The sequence below is a fragment of the Mesorhizobium sp. ZC-5 genome (assembly GCF_025753855.1).
Lineage (GTDB): Bacteria > Pseudomonadota > Alphaproteobacteria > Rhizobiales > Rhizobiaceae > Neomesorhizobium.
This window is the reverse complement of the sequence record NZ_JAOWPT010000012.1, coordinates 1-14,749: the sequence shown is the minus strand read 5'-3', so window position 1 is coordinate 14,749 and position 14,749 is coordinate 1. Positions and strand designations below refer to the sequence as shown.

Sequence of the window (14,749 nt, the reverse complement as noted above, 5' to 3'; positions counted from 1 at the left end):
CTACAGATAGATCAGACCGTGCCTCAGCCCGATTGCCACGGCATCGGCCCGGTTGCGGGCCTGCAGCTTGGTGAGCACCGCGGCGACATGGAACTTCGCCGTGTGCACCGAGATATCCAGCTGGCGAGCAATCACCTTGTTGGAAGCGCCGTCGGCAAGCAGCGTCAAGGTTTCCAGTTCTCGTGGCGTCAGCGCAGCGTGCAGGCTCCCGCCCGCAGCGTGTTCGCCCGCCGGATGCAGGTTATCGCCAGGCCTTGCCTCGACAGGCAACAGACGGTAACCGGCCCGCGCAATCCTAGCCGTTGCGCTGATCAGGGCCGCGTCGGCATTGGCCGGCAATACAGCATAAACATTGGCACCTGGGACCGCATCGCCAAGCAGGACGTGCGGCGCCACGCCGTCGAGCAGTTCGGCGTCGGTGACGACGACATCGAAACCGTCCGGCTGCTCCAGTTCGGACTGCATGGCCACGGATAACCCGTCGTTTTCCAGCGCATGCGCGAGTTCGTCGGCGCGCTCCGTATCCGACAGCGCGATCAGCACGCTCAATCGGCGTTCGGCCATCTATCCTCGCTTGTGACCACGCGCACCGATCGTCACCTCTATCTGGTGTTCCTTGCCGCCTCTGAGCAGGCCGAGCGCGATCGTCTTGCCGACGCTGTCCGGACCAAGGCGTCGGATCACGTCGCGCACGCCGTCGATCCTTTCGCCGCCCCAAGCTGTGATGATATCGCCGAGCAACAGCCCGGCCTTCTCCGCCGGCCCTCCCTCCTCGAGGCTCATCACCATCGCACCATGTGCATTTGCCTGCCGCACTGGGTGCAGGCCGGCGCCAAGATAGCCGCGCGGCACATGGCCTTTCTCGGCGAGCGTCGCCGCCACCCGTTCGACCGTTTCAGCCGGGATGACCAGCGGCTGCCGGCGCGGACCAAAAAGCACGAGACCGACAAAGCCGCCCGCAGCATCAATCGCGGCACCGCCTTCGGCACGCGGATCGATGCTGGCCGAAAGCCGGATGCGGCGGTCGATCAAGCCGCCCCGCATGCTGCGCCAGGCAGGCCCGGCTTCCGCCACGATGCCATAGCCGGCAAGCAACGAGGTTTCTCCACGGCCGACCGCGATCACAAGGTTTCCCGCTTCAACCGGTCCGGCGGCTTTTAATGTCGGCGCCTCTGCCGGAAGCTCCGATTTGAGCACGGCTATTCCGGTCGTCGGGTCCCGCCCGATGAATTCGGCCGGCACTCTGTCGCCGGACGGCAAGGTCAGTTCGATCCCCTCCTCAGCCTCGATGGTTTCGCTTGCGGCGACGAACAACCCGTCGCGCCAGTGGACGGCGCTCGACGAATGATGGCGGCTGGCGTGAACGGCGGCGATTGCCGGAGCGGTGGCGGAAACGAGGCCGGCGATTTCCCGCGAGAAGTCCGCAAGACTGGCGTTCGGCATGATCTTTCTCCTCTAATTCGATTGCGAGGAATCTCGTCCATTTCGCCCTGCGTTCCTACTCGCCTCACGGCTAGGTCGACACCGGACTGGCCATTCGGGCAGGTCGCAGCAAGCCAACCCGCAAACTCATATAAGCATCGACAGCCGCCAACGCTGGAGAAACGCGATGCTTGATCGAGCGGACAACACAAACAATCCCGAAACTTCAACCGACGAAACGCTGCTTGATGCCTATTCGTCGTCGGTCGCGAATGCCGTCGAGACGGTAGGCCCGGCGGTTTGCAGGGTTGAGACACCGGCAGAAAAGCGTGCGGGTCTCGGATCCGGCGTGGTGATCTCCTCGGATGGCCTGGTCGTCACCAATAGCCACGTGGTCGGCCAGGCGAACACCGTCCGGGTTATCGTCCCCGATGGATCGACCGCGGAAGCACGTGTTCTCGGCCGCGATCCCGATACCGACATCGCGCTGCTGCGCGCCAATTCGAACTTCGGAGCGGTTGCCGAACTGGGCGACAGCAAATCCTTGCGGCGAGGTCAGATCGCCATTGCGATCGGCAATCCGCTCGGTTTCGACTGGACCGTCACCACCGGCGTGGTTTCAGCTCTCGGCCGCAGCATGCGGGCTTCTACGGGACGGCTTATCGACGATGTCATCCAGACCGATGCCGCTCTCAATCCTGGCAATTCCGGCGGCCCCCTGGTGGCCACGAACGGCAAGGTCATCGGCATCAACACCGCTGTCATTCGAGGCGCCCAGGGCATCGCGTTTGCGGTAGCGGCAAACACCGCCCGCTTCGTCATTTCGGAGATCATGCGGCACGGCCGCGTGCGGCGCGCCTTCATCGGCATTTCGGCCGACACCGTGCCGTTGCCAAGGAGGACGGCGCTTGCCGCCGGCATCGCCGCGACGAGCACCTTGCGTGTCCGCAGCCTGGAGAACGACGGACCTGCCGCCCAGGCGGGAATCTCGGTTGGCGACCTGATACTGGCGGTCGACGGCCACCCCGTCACCGGCGTTGACGACCTGATAAGATTGCTGGACGGCGAACGCATTGGCAGGCCCGTCGGGCTCAAACTCGTCCATGCCGCCCGGATTTCCTTGCGGACGGTAACACCGATTGCCCGCGTTTCCTGACCTCTTCGCCTCGCCTGGATTCTATTAGCAGTTGCTGAACAATCTGCCGATCCGCGCCTAGTCCGTCACGATCCTATCCATCGGGATGTCGTGCGGCTGCGGATAAATGGTTGAAATCGCAGCCGTTCTGTAGCCAATGCCGATTACCAGCGGTTTTGCCGGCATGGCCGCCAGCGTACGGTCGAAAAAGCCGCCACCATAACCCAGGCGGAATTTACTGGAATCGAAGCCAACGACGGGCGCAATCACCACGGTCGGCTGCACAGGCGGTCCCTCCGCCGGCACCGGGATATTCCAGACCCCCTTTTCGAGTCTGTCGCCCTGGCGCCAGGCACGGAAGACGAGCGGGCGGCCTTTCTCGATGACGACCGGCAAGGCGATCCTGCCACCGCGCTCGAACACGGTCTCCATCCACGATCGCAGATCGGGTTCTCCGCGAAACGGCCAGTACAGGCTTATCAAGTGATTGGAAACATTACCGATTGCGCCGTTGAGTCCCTCCCCGATGCGTCCAGCCATGGCGGCCCGTTCGTCTGCCGAAATCTCCAACCGCGCGGCAATGAGACGTTCGCGTTCCGCCTTGCGCCAACGCATGACGTCCGCTCGTGCTTGCGGATCGGCGGCAAATCCAGGCTCCAATTCGTGCATGAAACATGGCGGCGAAGCATAGGAACCGCTTCCCTCATGCTCGTCGTCCGGCGCTGACATTTGCTCTCTCCTTGCGACAGGGCCATCAGGGTACTGCGTGGTTGGCAAACAATGCCGCGTCCACGCGACGGCCAAAAGCATTTTAGCGTCATATGCGCGTCAACTTCGGAGGCCGAGCAAGCCACCTCCCGCGTTTCGCAGTCGCCCCCAAAAATATGACGCAATCGAAGAAACGGCAGCAATAGCTGCGCCAACGAAAAGGGCTCATGCAATTATAAGTTTCAGAACAACCTCGTAAAAATTTAATAAAACCAACGCTTACAGAATATTGTTGCCCGCCAAAAAACGCAGTGATTTACTATACTTAGTTTTCAATGATGAAGAGCGCTTCCCAGTCGAAGGGAGCGGATGTAAAGTTAGGTTACCAAACTGTGAATACAGATTGTCTGTACGGGTAGCGCAAGGGGTGTGCCGGTTATGAATTTCATGGGTCTTATGAAGCGCGGCGACAAGGTGGACAAAGCCATCGAAGAGCTTCAGGAGGAGATGGCCGAGGCGTTCGACGAAAGCCTCTTCCTGGATGAGGCGCCGACCCAGATGGAGGGCCCCGAGGAAGTCTCCGAGACGTTCGAAGACAATCTCATTTCAGAGGAAGATCTGCTCGCCGACGAAGAACCGGCGGAGGAGAGCCCGGAAGCTGGAAGGCGTCTGACATCGCACACGCAGAACCGGTTGGCGGCGCTCACATCTTTCGACGAACTTTACCGCGATGCCCAGATATATCTGCAGGAGATCAACGCGAAGCTGTCGGAGGTGACCACATCCCACCATCTGACCCGCGAATTCTTCAACATCATCCACGCCGATATCCATCGCGCCAATGAACTGGAATTCACCAATGCCACGCTGGTTTCCGAAAACAGGAAACTTATCGAGCAGCTTCACGATGTCGGCCGAAAGCAGCAGGAACGCGACAACGCTGTAGAGATGCTGCAGCATCGCGAAGCCGGACATCTTCAGGACAAGGAGAGCCTGCGTACCGCCCTTTCGGCAGCCAAGCTCGAACTCGTCGAGGCGACCAACACGATCTCCAGGACCGAATCCGAACTGGGCGATCTGGTGAAGACATTGTCGACCAGGACCGTCGAGGCTGAACGGCGCCTGCGCGAAAACGAGGTGCTGCGCGAAAAGCACGTCAATCTTTCCATCGACCTCGACAATTCGTTGAAGCGCGAGGCCGAGGCGCGCCGCAAGCTCGACGAGATTTCGACAATCCACGCCAACGAGGCGTCGCGTTACTCCGACCTGCTCGCGACGCTGGCCAAGAGCGAAAAAGAAACAATGCGACTGCAGAAGGCACTGGAAGTCTCGCAGGCGAAACAGGGCGAGATGAACGAGGTCGCCCGCAATCTGGAATCTGAGAGAGAATCCGAGATACAGCGGACCGCCGCCGAGATACGTGGATTGAAGAGCGAGATCCAGAGCCTGCAGTCGCGGATCGAACTCGCTTCGAACGAAGCGATCGAGACCGCCAACGAAGTTGCGAAGCTCAAGGTGCAATTGAGCGACGCGATGACGGAAAAACACGTCGCGGAAGAGAAGCTTTCCGCGCTGCGCAAGGAAAACGACAACGACAAGCTGCACCTTTCCGCCGCAAGCGCCAACATCTCGCAGATGTCGCTGCAGCAGGCATCGGAGCAGATGCAGCTCGATATCCACAAGCAGGAATGCGAAGACCTGCGCGCAGAGATCGCGGCGCTCAACGATCGCGTGAAAGAGCTTCTGCCTTTCGAGCGGCTCTATCGGGTCGCCAAGGCGCGGCAGCGCGAAGTGACCAACGGTGCTTCCGACGTCAGCGGCGTGGCGATTTCAGATGCAGCAAGGGCCGCTTCCCGCCGCACCAACGGTGCAAGCCGCCGGCGCGCCAGCTGACGCTGGACGATGAATGGCTGGACGTCCTCAACGGGGCGTCCCGCCAGCCACTTGCGACCGCACGAACTGTTCGAGCGCAACGACCCCGCCGGGCCGCCAGCCAAGTGCCCTGATCTTCTCCGTCGCCATCACATTCGTCGCCGCGCGATCGGCTTGCGAAGGCAGCGGGTGTCTGCATCGCGCGACGGTACTGGCGACCGACAGCAGGTCGCGGCGATCGATCAGCAGGTCCGATATGTTGAATATCTGGCCGGAGACAGCCTTCTCGGGCGCCTCGAGCACCAGCTTCACTGCTTTCGCGACATCATCGCCATGGACTTCCGTTCCCGCGTGAGGCTCCACCGATCGGCCGGCAAGGTAGTCGCGAAAGAGACCCGTCCATTTGTGCTCCAGACCGGTACCGGCAGGTCCGTAGACACCGGTAACCCGCAGGCTCGTGCCGCAGAAACCATCGCCGCTCATGTCTCGCAGATCGCGTTCCGCCGCGAGTTTCATTTCCCCGTAAAGCGTATCGGGATGCGGCATGGTCTCTTCGGTAAGCACGGCGCCCGCCGGCTGGGTGCCGTAGACTGCGCGGCTCGAAAGAAACACGGTGCGCTTGACGCCCATCGCCCTTGCCGCCTTGAACAGCGCCGCCGACCCCTCCCTGTTCCTCAAACGAAAGCCCGCGGCATCGTCCCCTTCGCCGCCGCGGTATTTGCCGGGCACATGATCGAAGGCGGCGTGGATAAAAAAATCAATGTCCTCGAAGGCCATGGACTGGTCACGAGCCGGGTCGAGCGTTCCCTCGACGAATTTTATCGGCGCAGAAAAAACCCCTTCAGGCGGCGCGGTCCGGCCCATGACGGCTACAGCGTGCCCTGTCGCCAGCAGATGTTCGACGATGAAGCGTCCGACGAAACCGGTACCGCCGGAGACCAGCGTCGCAGCACCATTCATCCGCGTTGCACCGGATTTGGCAGACCGGCGATATCGGGAATGCCCTCGCCGCTGTGATAGGCATGCCAGAGATCGATAAGCAGCTGCAATTTGTCCGCCTTGGGATGACCTTGCTCCCAGGGCTTCTCATACTGGTAGTGCAGCACCGAGATCGACTTCCAGTCCCACAAATCCGGCAGGTTGAACCAGACGTATTGCAGCATGTTGAAAAACACCGGCAGGCCGTGCCAGTCGGGGAAAAACTCCTGCAGGAAACTCTGGTCCGTGCGTTTCCAGAAGGCTTCCGGCCGGTCGAGCTTTTCGAGCATTGCCGTGAAGGTTTCCCGGCAAGGTTTCGCCGTGAACACCCCCGAATTCAGCCGATGGAAATCACCCAGTGTCTCATAAACATTCGGTGCCGCCGAGAATTCGGGATAGCCGAACAGCCGGTCGATGTTTTTCAGCACCAGCGCGTCCGCGTCGATGAAAACGCATTTTTCGTATTCCGTCAGCTGCCAGAGCCGCAGTTTGGCGAAATTGTCGAGCGGCGTGTGGAAGGCGGGCTTGTTGCCCTTGGTGAAGGGTGCGGCACCGTGCAGTTTGGCGCGGGCATGCCGCTCGTTGAACGCTTCCGATGTCGGCAGCAATTCCGCTCCGATCAATCTCGCGCCAAGTGCTGTAAGGGGCGCAAGATCGGCTTTCGCGACACCGCCGGTGTGCAGCACGACGATATCCGCCTCGGTGCCGGTCAGCCGCAGCGACCGCACCAACGCCAGTGCCCCCATCGCATAGTCGCGATTGGTGACAAGCGTCACATAGGCATGGCCACGATTGCTGCTCAATGAAGTTCGAGGCCTGCGAGAAACGCCATCAGGACACGCTCTTCAGCCGCTTGCCTTCCGGGTCGTGTTCGATGGTCGCCGCGATGTCCTTGGTCCAGGCGGAGATCGCCGGCACGCGGTTGCGGTCGACGCGATAGGCATATTTTTTCGCCACATCGACCACTTCGGCCAGCAAACCTTGTTCCAGCGTGATCGGGTCGAGCCCGAGCTCCAGAAACTGCTCGTTGTGGACGACGAGATCGTTCTCGGCCGCTTCCTTGCGCGGGTTGGGCAGGTAGGCGACCTGGGCGCCAGCCATGTTGGCCACCAGTTCGGCCAGGTCGCGCACCCGGTGCGTCTCGGTCATCTGGTTGAATATCTTCACCTTGTCGCCGCGCTTGGGAGCGTTCTTCAGCGCAAGCTCGATGCAGCGCACCGAATCCTGGATATGGATGAACGCACGGGTCTGGCCGCCCGTGCCATGCACGGTCAGCGGGTAGCCGATCGCCGCCTGGATGAGGAAGCGGTTGAGCACGGTGCCGTAGTCGCCGTCGTAGTCGAAGCGGTTGATCAACTGCACATGCCGCCGCGTCTGTTCGGTATGCGTGCCCCAGACGATGCCCTGGTGCAGGTCGGTGATCCGCACTCCGTCGTTCTTGGCATAGAACTGGAACAGCAGCTGATCGAGGCACTTGGTCATGTGATAAATCGAGCCGGGATTGGCCGGGTACAGGATATCCTGCTTCACCGTCTCGCCGCCGATGGTCTCGATGCCGACCGGCAGGTAACCTTCCGGGATCGCCGCGCCCACGGTCGAATAGCCGTAGACGCCCATGGTACCGAGATGCACCAGATGCGCGTCGAGGTCGATCTCGACCAGCGCGTTGAGCAGATTATGGGTGGCGTTGACGTTGTTGTTGACGGTGTAGTTCTTGTGGCGGTCGCTCTTCATCGAATAGGGCGCGGCGCGCTGTTCGGCGAAATGGATGATTGCATCCGGCCGGTTGTCGGAGAGCCAGCGTTTCAGGACTTCGTAGTCACGGGCCAGGTCGATCAGGTGGAAATGGATGCGGCGGCCGGTTTCCTGGTGCCAGATGCGGGTGCGTTCCTGGATGGAATCCATCGGCGTCAGCGACTGCACGCCGAGCTCGGTATCGATCCAGCGCCGCGACAGATTGTCGAGAATGTGGATTTCGTGGCCCTGGTCTGAGAGATGAAGCGAGGTGGGCCAGCCGACGAAACCGTCACCGCCGAGAACCGCAATTTTCATCGAATCAAATCCCTTCGAATGGTCGAAATTGCTCTATCCCCCGATTGTGACAGCAATAACATACCGCGCCGGAGCTGTTAGCATAGCCGGCAACAGATTTTTGTGGATCGGTCAGGCGACGCCGGAAAGGCTCTTCAGCGCGCGGTAGAAGGTCGAGCCGAAGAGTTCCGTGGGGTCGAGCTCGCGTTTTTTGGCGAGGAACGCCGGCAGTTCCGGATAGCTCGCCAGCAACTGCTTGCCGGTATAGTGCAACTGGTAGGGCAGGAAGAACCGGCCGCGATGCTCCAGCGTCAGGTCGATCAGGTCGCGGGTCAGTTGCCGCATCGCCGCATTGCCCGCATCGCTGGTGCTCTGGTTGATGTAGAGCACCAGCGAAAACGCCGGCTCGGGCGCATAGGTGAGCGCCGTGTCTTCCTTGTGCACGATCCTGATCGACGCATTGAGGATCGGCAACTTCTGATTTGCCATGATTTCGCGGGCGCCGGCGATGAAGGCGTTGTATTCGCCGCGCGGGATGAAATATTCGTGCAGGATGTCGGTTTCGCCCGGCAGGTCGTTGAACAGATACGGCACGGAATCGTGCATCGGATTGTTGCGGCTGACGAGACAGGCCTCGCCTTCGCCCATCGCCGCGGTGCGCGGCACCGTGCAGGATTCGAATTTCGGCTCCAGGTGCTTTTCCATGTACCATTTGAGGCTCTGGAAAAGGCCGCCTTCCTTGGCCAGGTTCATCACCAGGCGCTTCAGCTTGACCCCGGTCGCCTCATCCAGCGCCGGCATATCGGCCGGCGGCTGGTCGGCGACCTTGTCGTAGCGATAGACGATCATGTCTTCGAGGAAATTGCCGGGCGCGGTCGACAGGTGGCCGTAGAACAGCCCGATGTTTCTGTCCGGCTCCAGCGTGTTTTCGAAGAAATCCGGAAAATCCTCGGAGCGGATGATCTGGCGCGCCGTGTGGTAGACGGTGTTGTCGACGACATCGAGCACGGCGGAAAGGATGACGCCAAACAGCCCGTAGCCGCCGACAACATGGTTGAAAAGATCGGAATTTTCGCTGCGTGAACAGGAGACGATGCTGCCGTCGGCGAGCATAACGCGCATCGATCGAACGCTGCCGGCCACGGAACCCGCCTGGTGGTCCATGCCATGCGCATTCACCGAAATCGATCCGCCGACGGAAAAAATGTCGGTCGACTGCATCGCCTTGACCGCGAAAAGCGGATGAAGCTGGTTCTGGATGGCGTGCCAGGTGGCGCCCGGCTGCACGGTGACGGTTTTCGCCGCGGCATCGAACTCGATCTTGTCGAACTTGCGCATATCGAGCACCAGCGCGTTATCGTCGAAGGCATGGCCACCCATGGAATGCCTTATCGCTGCGACGGAAACCTTCAATCCGTTGGCGCGGGCGAAGGCCAGCGCCGCCGCGATGTGCGCTTCTTCGCTGACTTCCACGATGCCGAAGACCGGCGTGAGGGAGAGTTCACTGACGTCGTTGATCTCGCCGCCCTTGGCGAGCCAGGGCAGCGCAGGGTCATGGGCAGGCGCATTGGCGGGCGGCTGCAACGGCAAGGCGATGCCGTCGACGTCACTTATGCGACCGGCATTCTGCGGGCCTGAGGGATCGCGCGTCAGCCGTGCGATCGTCGCTCCACCCCACAGCACCGCTCCGCCAAGCACGGCGGCACCCAGGAGAAGCCGCCGCGAGATCCTCGAACGCCTGCCTTCAGCCGTCATCTCACCCCCCCGACCGCCACACGGATAGCGTGAGGTTGAGAGAAAAACCATAGCGATGCACCGCTCAACTGCGCTTTGGCGAAACAGCATCGACGGGCGTACATGCGGCTTGATCGCCAGGCATGGAGCATTCAGCCGGCGTCCTTGACGTCAGCGTCGTTGGCCGCGCCGACCTTGCGGATAAGCGCCGCCGTAGCCAGCAAAGCGGCCATGTCGGCAACGATCGGTTGGACATGCAGCTTGTAGTCGAGCGATGTCGAAATGTCGGGAAGTTCGAAGAAATTCCGTTTCAGCGGCAAAAGCAGGAAGCCGTCATTGCCTTGAAGAGCAATGCGCGCCGGTTCGTCCGGCCAGGTTTCGCCGAGCCATTGCAACGCCTGGGCAAGACGGCCCGCCACCAGCGGCCTTGCCGCATCCGCATTGTCGGTGCGGAATTCATAAAGGCCGTCGAGCGCGGGAACGCCGGATTCGATCTCGGTAAGTTCGCTGCCGCCGAACTGCGATATCTGCCCTGCCCTCCTGGTAGCGACCAGCAGGCCCGGAAACGGCTTGACCTGTTCGAAAGCGACGACGACGCCCTTGAACAAGGTCGCGGTTTCGTTGGCGCCGATCTGTTTTGCCGTGAGATGCGTCTCGTAGATCTCGAACGGGAACCCCTCGTACTTCCCGGAAATCACGTCGTCGAATTCCTGCCGGTCGAAGTTTCCCGTAGCCTCGCGCGGCAGGCGGTCGAAGGAACCCGGCTTCGCCGCGTTGCGATAGTTTATGTCCGCCACAAAACCGAAGATGATCGGCAAAAGATGCTGGCGGAACGACTGCTGCAGACCCTTGGCGGGCTTCGTCCCGATTTTGTAGGCCAGGAGGGCTCCTACGCAGGCAGCACAGTAGAGGACGACGTGCAGAAATGAGCGCCACTGTTCGGCGGGATCGGCGAACTCGTTGAACAGTAAGGCAAGCCCCACCACCACGACGGCCAGCAGGCCAAAATACAGCGGCAGCAGCCACCTCGCCCGAGTGGCCTTGCGCCGCTCGCTCTCGTAGAGTTCGAGATCTTGTTTGATCGAGGCGATCACCGCCTCGCCCGGCATGAAATCTCTTGCTTCCATTCGTGCCCCCTTCGCCCAGATGCCCATCATAGCAAGTCCGGCGGGCAGGTGGACAGAGACAAGAATAGCGAGACGGCCGGACTGCTTCCCCGGCCGTATTGTCGTAGCCTTCTACGACAGGTGATGCACCTTCTGCAGGCCGTAGACCGGCGTCGCAATGCCTTCCATGCGGGCTTTCAACTGCAGGGCCAGATAGAGCGAGTAGTGGCGCGACTGATGCAGGTTGCCGCCATGGAACCACAGCGCTTCCTGCTGGGTCGGCTTCCACATGTTGCGCTGCTCGCCTTCCCATGGACCGGGATCCTTGGTGGTGTTGGAGCCGAGGCCCCAGCATTTGCCCACCTTGTCGGCGACTTCCCTGGAGATCAGGTCGGCGGCCCAGCCGTTCATCGAGCCGTAGCCGGTGGCGTAGACGACCAGGTCGGCCGGCAGTTGGGTGCCGTCCTTGAGGACCACCGAGTCCTCCGTCAGTTCCTGAACATCCGAGCCGCTCTTCAGCTTGATCGAGCCGTCGATGACGAGATCGCATGCGCCGACGTCGATGTAGTAGCCCGAACCGCGGCGCAGATATTTCATGAACAGCCCGGAATTGTCGTCGCCCCAATCGAGCATGAAGCCGGCCTTTTCGAGCGCCGCGTAGAAATCCGCGTCGCGCTCCTTCATCTGCTCGTAGAGCGGTATCTGGAATTCGTGCAGGATCTTGTACGGCAAAGACGCGAAGATCATGTCGGCCTTGCGCGTCGTCACGCCGTTCTTGACTGCCTGTTCGGAATAGAGCGCGCCGAGCCCGATATCCATCAGCGTGTCGGAACGCACGACGTGGGTCGACGAGCGCTGCACCATGGTGACGTCGGCGCCGCCTTCCCAGAGTGCGGCGCAGATGTCGTGCGACGAGTTGTTGGAGCCGATGACGACAACCTTCTTGCCACGGTACTTGTCAGGGCCTGGGTGCGTCGAGGAATGCTGCTGCTCGCCCTTGAAAATATCCTGGCCCGTGAACTTCGGCCAGTTGGCCTTGGCCGACATGCCGGTCGCCAGCACGAGTTGCTTCGGCTTCAGCGTGATTTCCTTGCCGTCACGCTCGACGACGACGGTCCATTCCTGCTTTTTCTCGTCATAGCTCGCGCTTTTCGCGGTCGTCGAGTTCCAGTAATTGAGCTCCATCACCCTGGTATACATTTCCAGCCAGTCGCCGATCTTGTCCTTCGGCGCGAACACCGGCCAGTTTGCCGGGAAGTCGATGTAGGGCAGATGGTCGTACCAGACCGGATCGTGCAGGCAGAGCGACTTGTAACGCTTGCGCCAGCTGTCGCCGGCGCGCTCGTTCTTCTCGATGATGATGGTTGGGACGCCGAGTTGCCGCAACCTGGCGCCGAGCGCGATGCCGCCCTGGCCGCCGCCGATGATCAGCGTGTATGGCTGCTTCGACAGGCCGAGTTCGGCGCTCTCCTCCTCACGCTCTTCCCGCCAGGTCTTGCGGCCCTTGCCGTGGCCGTGCTTGGCGCCGAGCGGCCGCGTGAAGCCGGCCTTCTCCTCGTGGCCTTTCAGCTCGCTCATCGTCGTGAGCAAGGTCCAGATGCGGCCGTCCTTGAGGCGGATCAGCCCGAAGCCGCGCGCCACGTCCGTTTCGAATTCGATCCAGCTTTCGGTGACGCCGTCGGCTTCGCTCGCTTCCTCGCCTTCGGCGATCTGCCAGCCCGACGGTTTCACCTTCGGCAATTGCGCCGTCAGCATGTCGCGGATCTGGTCGTGGCCCTCGAGCGTCTTCAGGTTCCAGGTGAAGGTGACGAGATCGCGCCAGTAGCAATCGGGCTGGAACAGGTTGACGGCGGCGGCGACGTCGCCGTCCGCCAGCGCCTTGCCGAACTTTTCCAGAAAGGCGGACACACGGGTGCTGGGCGTCTTCTCAAGCATGGCTTCCTCCCTTTTAGCGGCGGAAATCATGCCCCGGTAAAGAAGCGGGTTCAATGCCGACCGGCTTGGCCTTTGGTGCGGGTCGGCCGGAAGGCCCCCGGCAAGGAAGCCGGGGGCCTTTATTGGCGGAGGCGACTTAGCAGCCGCCGTCGGAGATCACCCTGTAGCCGGCATTGTCGGCCTCGCAGGAATTGGGGAAGGTGCGGCGGTCGCCGCCGCGCCGCGCGCAGACCGGCGCGTATTCGCGGGTGCAGAAGCGCGGCTCCTCGCCGCCACCACCACCGCCGCCGCCGCCACGGCATTCGCCACCGGAGATGATGCGGAAGCCGGCATTCTCCGCCTCGCACGAATTGGAGAAGGTCTGGCGAGTGCCGCCGCGCCGCGCGCAGACCGGATTGTATTCGCGCGTGCAGGCACGCGGCCCGCCACCACCACCGCCGCCGCTGCGGCATTCGCCGCGGGCGATAACACGGTAGCCGTCAGCCTCGGCCTGGCAGGCGTTGGGGAAAGTCTGGCGGTCGCCGCGGCGCTGCCCGCAGACCGGCGCGTATTCGCGCGTGCAGAATTGCGGCCGATCGGGCGGGAACGGACGGCCGGGTCCAGGCCCGGGCGTTTCCTCGACCACGCAGGCCGCAAGCAGCGTGCCGAACAAAAACACCACCGCGCCAATGCGCAAGAACGATGTCAGGAACCTCATCTGGCAGTCTCCCTCTCCCCCGGCCACGCGACACACGTTCGCGCTGCACTGATCCTTGCGATTCCACAGCGAAACGCAATCCCCGCCTTGCGCAACCGATGTTTCATTGCGACGATAGCAGCGTCATGGCCGGACAAGCGCACTCCGTTCTCGTTTTCGACATGGCCCGCACCGGCGAGCCTGACGGCGAGCATTTGATCGCCGGTTTTCCCAGCATCGAAGCGGCCGAGGCCTATGCACGGGCCCGCACCCGCGCCTCGGTCGAGGAATTGCGCGCGCCGGGCCAATCGGCCGCCGAGCTCAGAAGCTTGTGGCACGTCTACGGCGAGGACTGCTCGGTGCTGGGCCACGAATTCACCGGCCGCGCCGCGCTCGACTTCTACATCGCCAATCCGGCGGCGCGCGAGGAGATCGACTGGGCAGCGCTTGCGCCCGGGACACCCACCGAGGCCGAGCAGGCGCCGCGCAAACTGCACCGCTACCATGTCGCCGCCCTCGTCACAGAGGCGGCGAACCATTCGGTCTGGGTCGGCGGCTTCCTGAACTGGCCGCAGCGCCCGACCGGCCCGGAACTTCTGGAACACTACCGCGCCGACGCGATCGCCGCGTTCGAGCGCCAGGGCATCGCCGATGCCAGGCCGGCGACGATCCATGTGGCGCAGGCGCACGAACTGCCCGACGTGCCGCGCGCGCCGGGCAGCCAGCCGATGAAGCACTGGCATATCGATCTCGATTTCATCTGCCACGACGTGAAATTCGGCATGGACCTCGCGGCGGTGTTCTCGTGGCCGCAAGAGCCGCGCGGCGAAGACCTCGCCGCCATGACCCGCTTGATGATCGCCGACGCGATGTCGGTACGCGGCGACGGCCCCTCCTGGGCCGACGAGGCCGAGATCGTCAGCCTCGCGGTGCGCGAAACCGACGCGACGCCCACCTATCCCGACCTGCCGGCGGTGTGAGGGTTCCCTTCGACAAGCTTGGGGCAGGCACCTGGTTGACGTTGCGGGCAAGCCCCCTCTCCGTCTCGGCTTCGCCGATCCACCTTGTAACTTGAATACGTCCGCATCTGCTAAGGTAGCGGGTGCGGCGGCGGACGGGAGCACGACACACCTCTGGGCGCTCGAGCCCGTG

The 14,749-nt window shown here is 62.3% G+C and carries 13 protein-coding genes; 3 read left to right on the top strand and 10 right to left on the bottom strand.

Features of this window, described 5'->3' with window-relative positions:
- A complete protein-coding gene (locus tag OHD58_RS24045; RefSeq protein WP_263806127.1) occupies positions 1-564 on the bottom strand; it encodes a helix-turn-helix transcriptional regulator in 564 nt (187 codons plus the stop codon).
- Positions 565-1,443, bottom strand: a complete 879-nt coding sequence (locus tag OHD58_RS24040) for a S1C family serine protease (protein WP_263806126.1) — start codon at positions 1,441-1,443, stop codon at positions 565-567. It lies immediately after the preceding gene.
- A 166-nt stretch (positions 1,444-1,609) separates the two neighbouring features.
- Here OHD58_RS24040 and OHD58_RS24035 point away from each other — a divergent pair, with 166 nt between their 5' ends.
- Complete coding sequence (locus OHD58_RS24035; protein ID WP_263806125.1) at positions 1,610-2,578, top strand: S1C family serine protease; 969 nt, start codon at positions 1,610-1,612, stop codon at positions 2,576-2,578.
- A gap of 57 nt (positions 2,579-2,635) precedes the next feature.
- Here OHD58_RS24035 and OHD58_RS24030 read toward each other — a convergent pair whose 3' ends face one another.
- Positions 2,636-3,286: a 5-formyltetrahydrofolate cyclo-ligase gene (locus OHD58_RS24030; protein ID WP_263806123.1), complete on the bottom strand. Its 651-nt coding sequence runs from the start codon at positions 3,284-3,286 to the stop codon at positions 2,636-2,638.
- Between the two features lie 426 nt (positions 3,287-3,712).
- Between OHD58_RS24030 and OHD58_RS24025 the strand changes: the two genes are divergently transcribed.
- Positions 3,713-5,158, top strand: coding sequence for a hypothetical protein (locus OHD58_RS24025; RefSeq protein ID WP_263806121.1), 1,446 nt, complete (start codon positions 3,713-3,715; stop codon positions 5,156-5,158).
- A gap of 27 nt (positions 5,159-5,185) precedes the next feature.
- Here the strand turns inward: OHD58_RS24025 and OHD58_RS24020 are convergent, their stop codons facing one another.
- The 7 genes from OHD58_RS24020 to OHD58_RS23990 all read right to left on the bottom strand — a co-directional run bounded on the left by OHD58_RS24020 (position 5,186) and on the right by OHD58_RS23990 (position 13,618).
- Complete coding sequence (locus OHD58_RS24020) at positions 5,186-6,097, bottom strand: NAD-dependent epimerase/dehydratase family protein (protein ID WP_263806120.1); 912 nt, start codon at positions 6,095-6,097, stop codon at positions 5,186-5,188.
- Complete coding sequence (locus OHD58_RS24015) at positions 6,094-6,918, bottom strand: glycosyltransferase (protein WP_263806118.1); 825 nt, start codon at positions 6,916-6,918, stop codon at positions 6,094-6,096. Before OHD58_RS24015 ends, OHD58_RS24020 begins: the two co-directional genes overlap by 4 nt.
- A gap of 28 nt (positions 6,919-6,946) precedes the next feature.
- Positions 6,947-8,167 (bottom strand): NAD-dependent epimerase/dehydratase family protein, encoded by a 1,221-nt coding sequence (locus OHD58_RS24010; protein WP_263806116.1) that lies wholly within the window; start codon positions 8,165-8,167, stop codon positions 6,947-6,949.
- A 111-nt stretch (positions 8,168-8,278) separates the two neighbouring features.
- The gene (locus tag OHD58_RS24005; RefSeq protein ID WP_263806115.1) at positions 8,279-9,901 is read right to left on the bottom strand and encodes an FAD-binding protein; all 1,623 of its coding nucleotides are present in this window, start codon (positions 9,899-9,901) and stop codon (positions 8,279-8,281) included.
- Positions 9,902-10,032: 131 nt separating this feature from the next.
- Complete coding sequence (locus tag OHD58_RS24000; RefSeq protein ID WP_263806114.1) at positions 10,033-11,007, bottom strand: hypothetical protein; 975 nt, start codon at positions 11,005-11,007, stop codon at positions 10,033-10,035.
- A 111-nt stretch (positions 11,008-11,118) separates the two neighbouring features.
- Positions 11,119-12,921, bottom strand: a complete 1,803-nt coding sequence (locus tag OHD58_RS23995; protein ID WP_263806113.1) for an NAD(P)/FAD-dependent oxidoreductase — start codon at positions 12,919-12,921, stop codon at positions 11,119-11,121.
- Positions 12,922-13,057: 136 nt separating this feature from the next.
- On the bottom strand, positions 13,058-13,618 hold the full coding sequence (locus OHD58_RS23990; protein WP_263806112.1) for a Kazal-type serine protease inhibitor domain-containing protein: 561 nt from the start codon (positions 13,616-13,618) through the stop codon (positions 13,058-13,060).
- A gap of 125 nt (positions 13,619-13,743) precedes the next feature.
- Here OHD58_RS23990 and OHD58_RS23985 point away from each other — a divergent pair, with 125 nt between their 5' ends.
- Positions 13,744-14,577: a hypothetical protein gene (locus tag OHD58_RS23985; RefSeq protein WP_263806111.1), complete on the top strand. Its 834-nt coding sequence runs from the start codon at positions 13,744-13,746 to the stop codon at positions 14,575-14,577.
- The last annotated feature ends 172 nt before the right edge of the window (positions 14,578-14,749 follow it).

Excerpts from the sequence above, each read along its gene's own strand:
- OHD58_RS24045 (WP_263806127.1), bottom strand. The coding sequence starts at position 564 with ATGGCCGAACGCCGATTGAGCGTGCTGATCGCGCTGTCGGATACGGAG.
- OHD58_RS24040 (WP_263806126.1), bottom strand. The coding sequence starts at position 1,443 with ATGCCGAACGCCAGTCTTGCGGACTTCTCGCGGGAAATCGCCGGCCTC.
- OHD58_RS24035 (WP_263806125.1), top strand. The coding sequence starts at position 1,610 with ATGCTTGATCGAGCGGACAACACAAACAATCCCGAAACTTCAACCGAC.
- OHD58_RS24030 (WP_263806123.1), bottom strand. The coding sequence starts at position 3,286 with ATGTCAGCGCCGGACGACGAGCATGAGGGAAGCGGTTCCTATGCTTCG.
- OHD58_RS24025 (WP_263806121.1), top strand. The coding sequence starts at position 3,713 with ATGGGTCTTATGAAGCGCGGCGACAAGGTGGACAAAGCCATCGAAGAG.
- OHD58_RS24020 (WP_263806120.1), bottom strand. The coding sequence starts at position 6,097 with ATGAATGGTGCTGCGACGCTGGTCTCCGGCGGTACCGGTTTCGTCGGA.
- OHD58_RS24010 (WP_263806116.1), bottom strand. The coding sequence starts at position 8,167 with ATGAAAATTGCGGTTCTCGGCGGTGACGGTTTCGTCGGCTGGCCCACC.
- OHD58_RS24005 (WP_263806115.1), bottom strand. The coding sequence starts at position 9,901 with ATGACGGCTGAAGGCAGGCGTTCGAGGATCTCGCGGCGGCTTCTCCTG.
- OHD58_RS24000 (WP_263806114.1), bottom strand. The coding sequence starts at position 11,007 with ATGGAAGCAAGAGATTTCATGCCGGGCGAGGCGGTGATCGCCTCGATC.
- OHD58_RS23995 (WP_263806113.1), bottom strand. The coding sequence starts at position 12,921 with ATGCTTGAGAAGACGCCCAGCACCCGTGTGTCCGCCTTTCTGGAAAAG.
- OHD58_RS23990 (WP_263806112.1), bottom strand. The coding sequence starts at position 13,618 with ATGAGGTTCCTGACATCGTTCTTGCGCATTGGCGCGGTGGTGTTTTTG.
- OHD58_RS23985 (WP_263806111.1), top strand. The coding sequence starts at position 13,744 with ATGGCCGGACAAGCGCACTCCGTTCTCGTTTTCGACATGGCCCGCACC.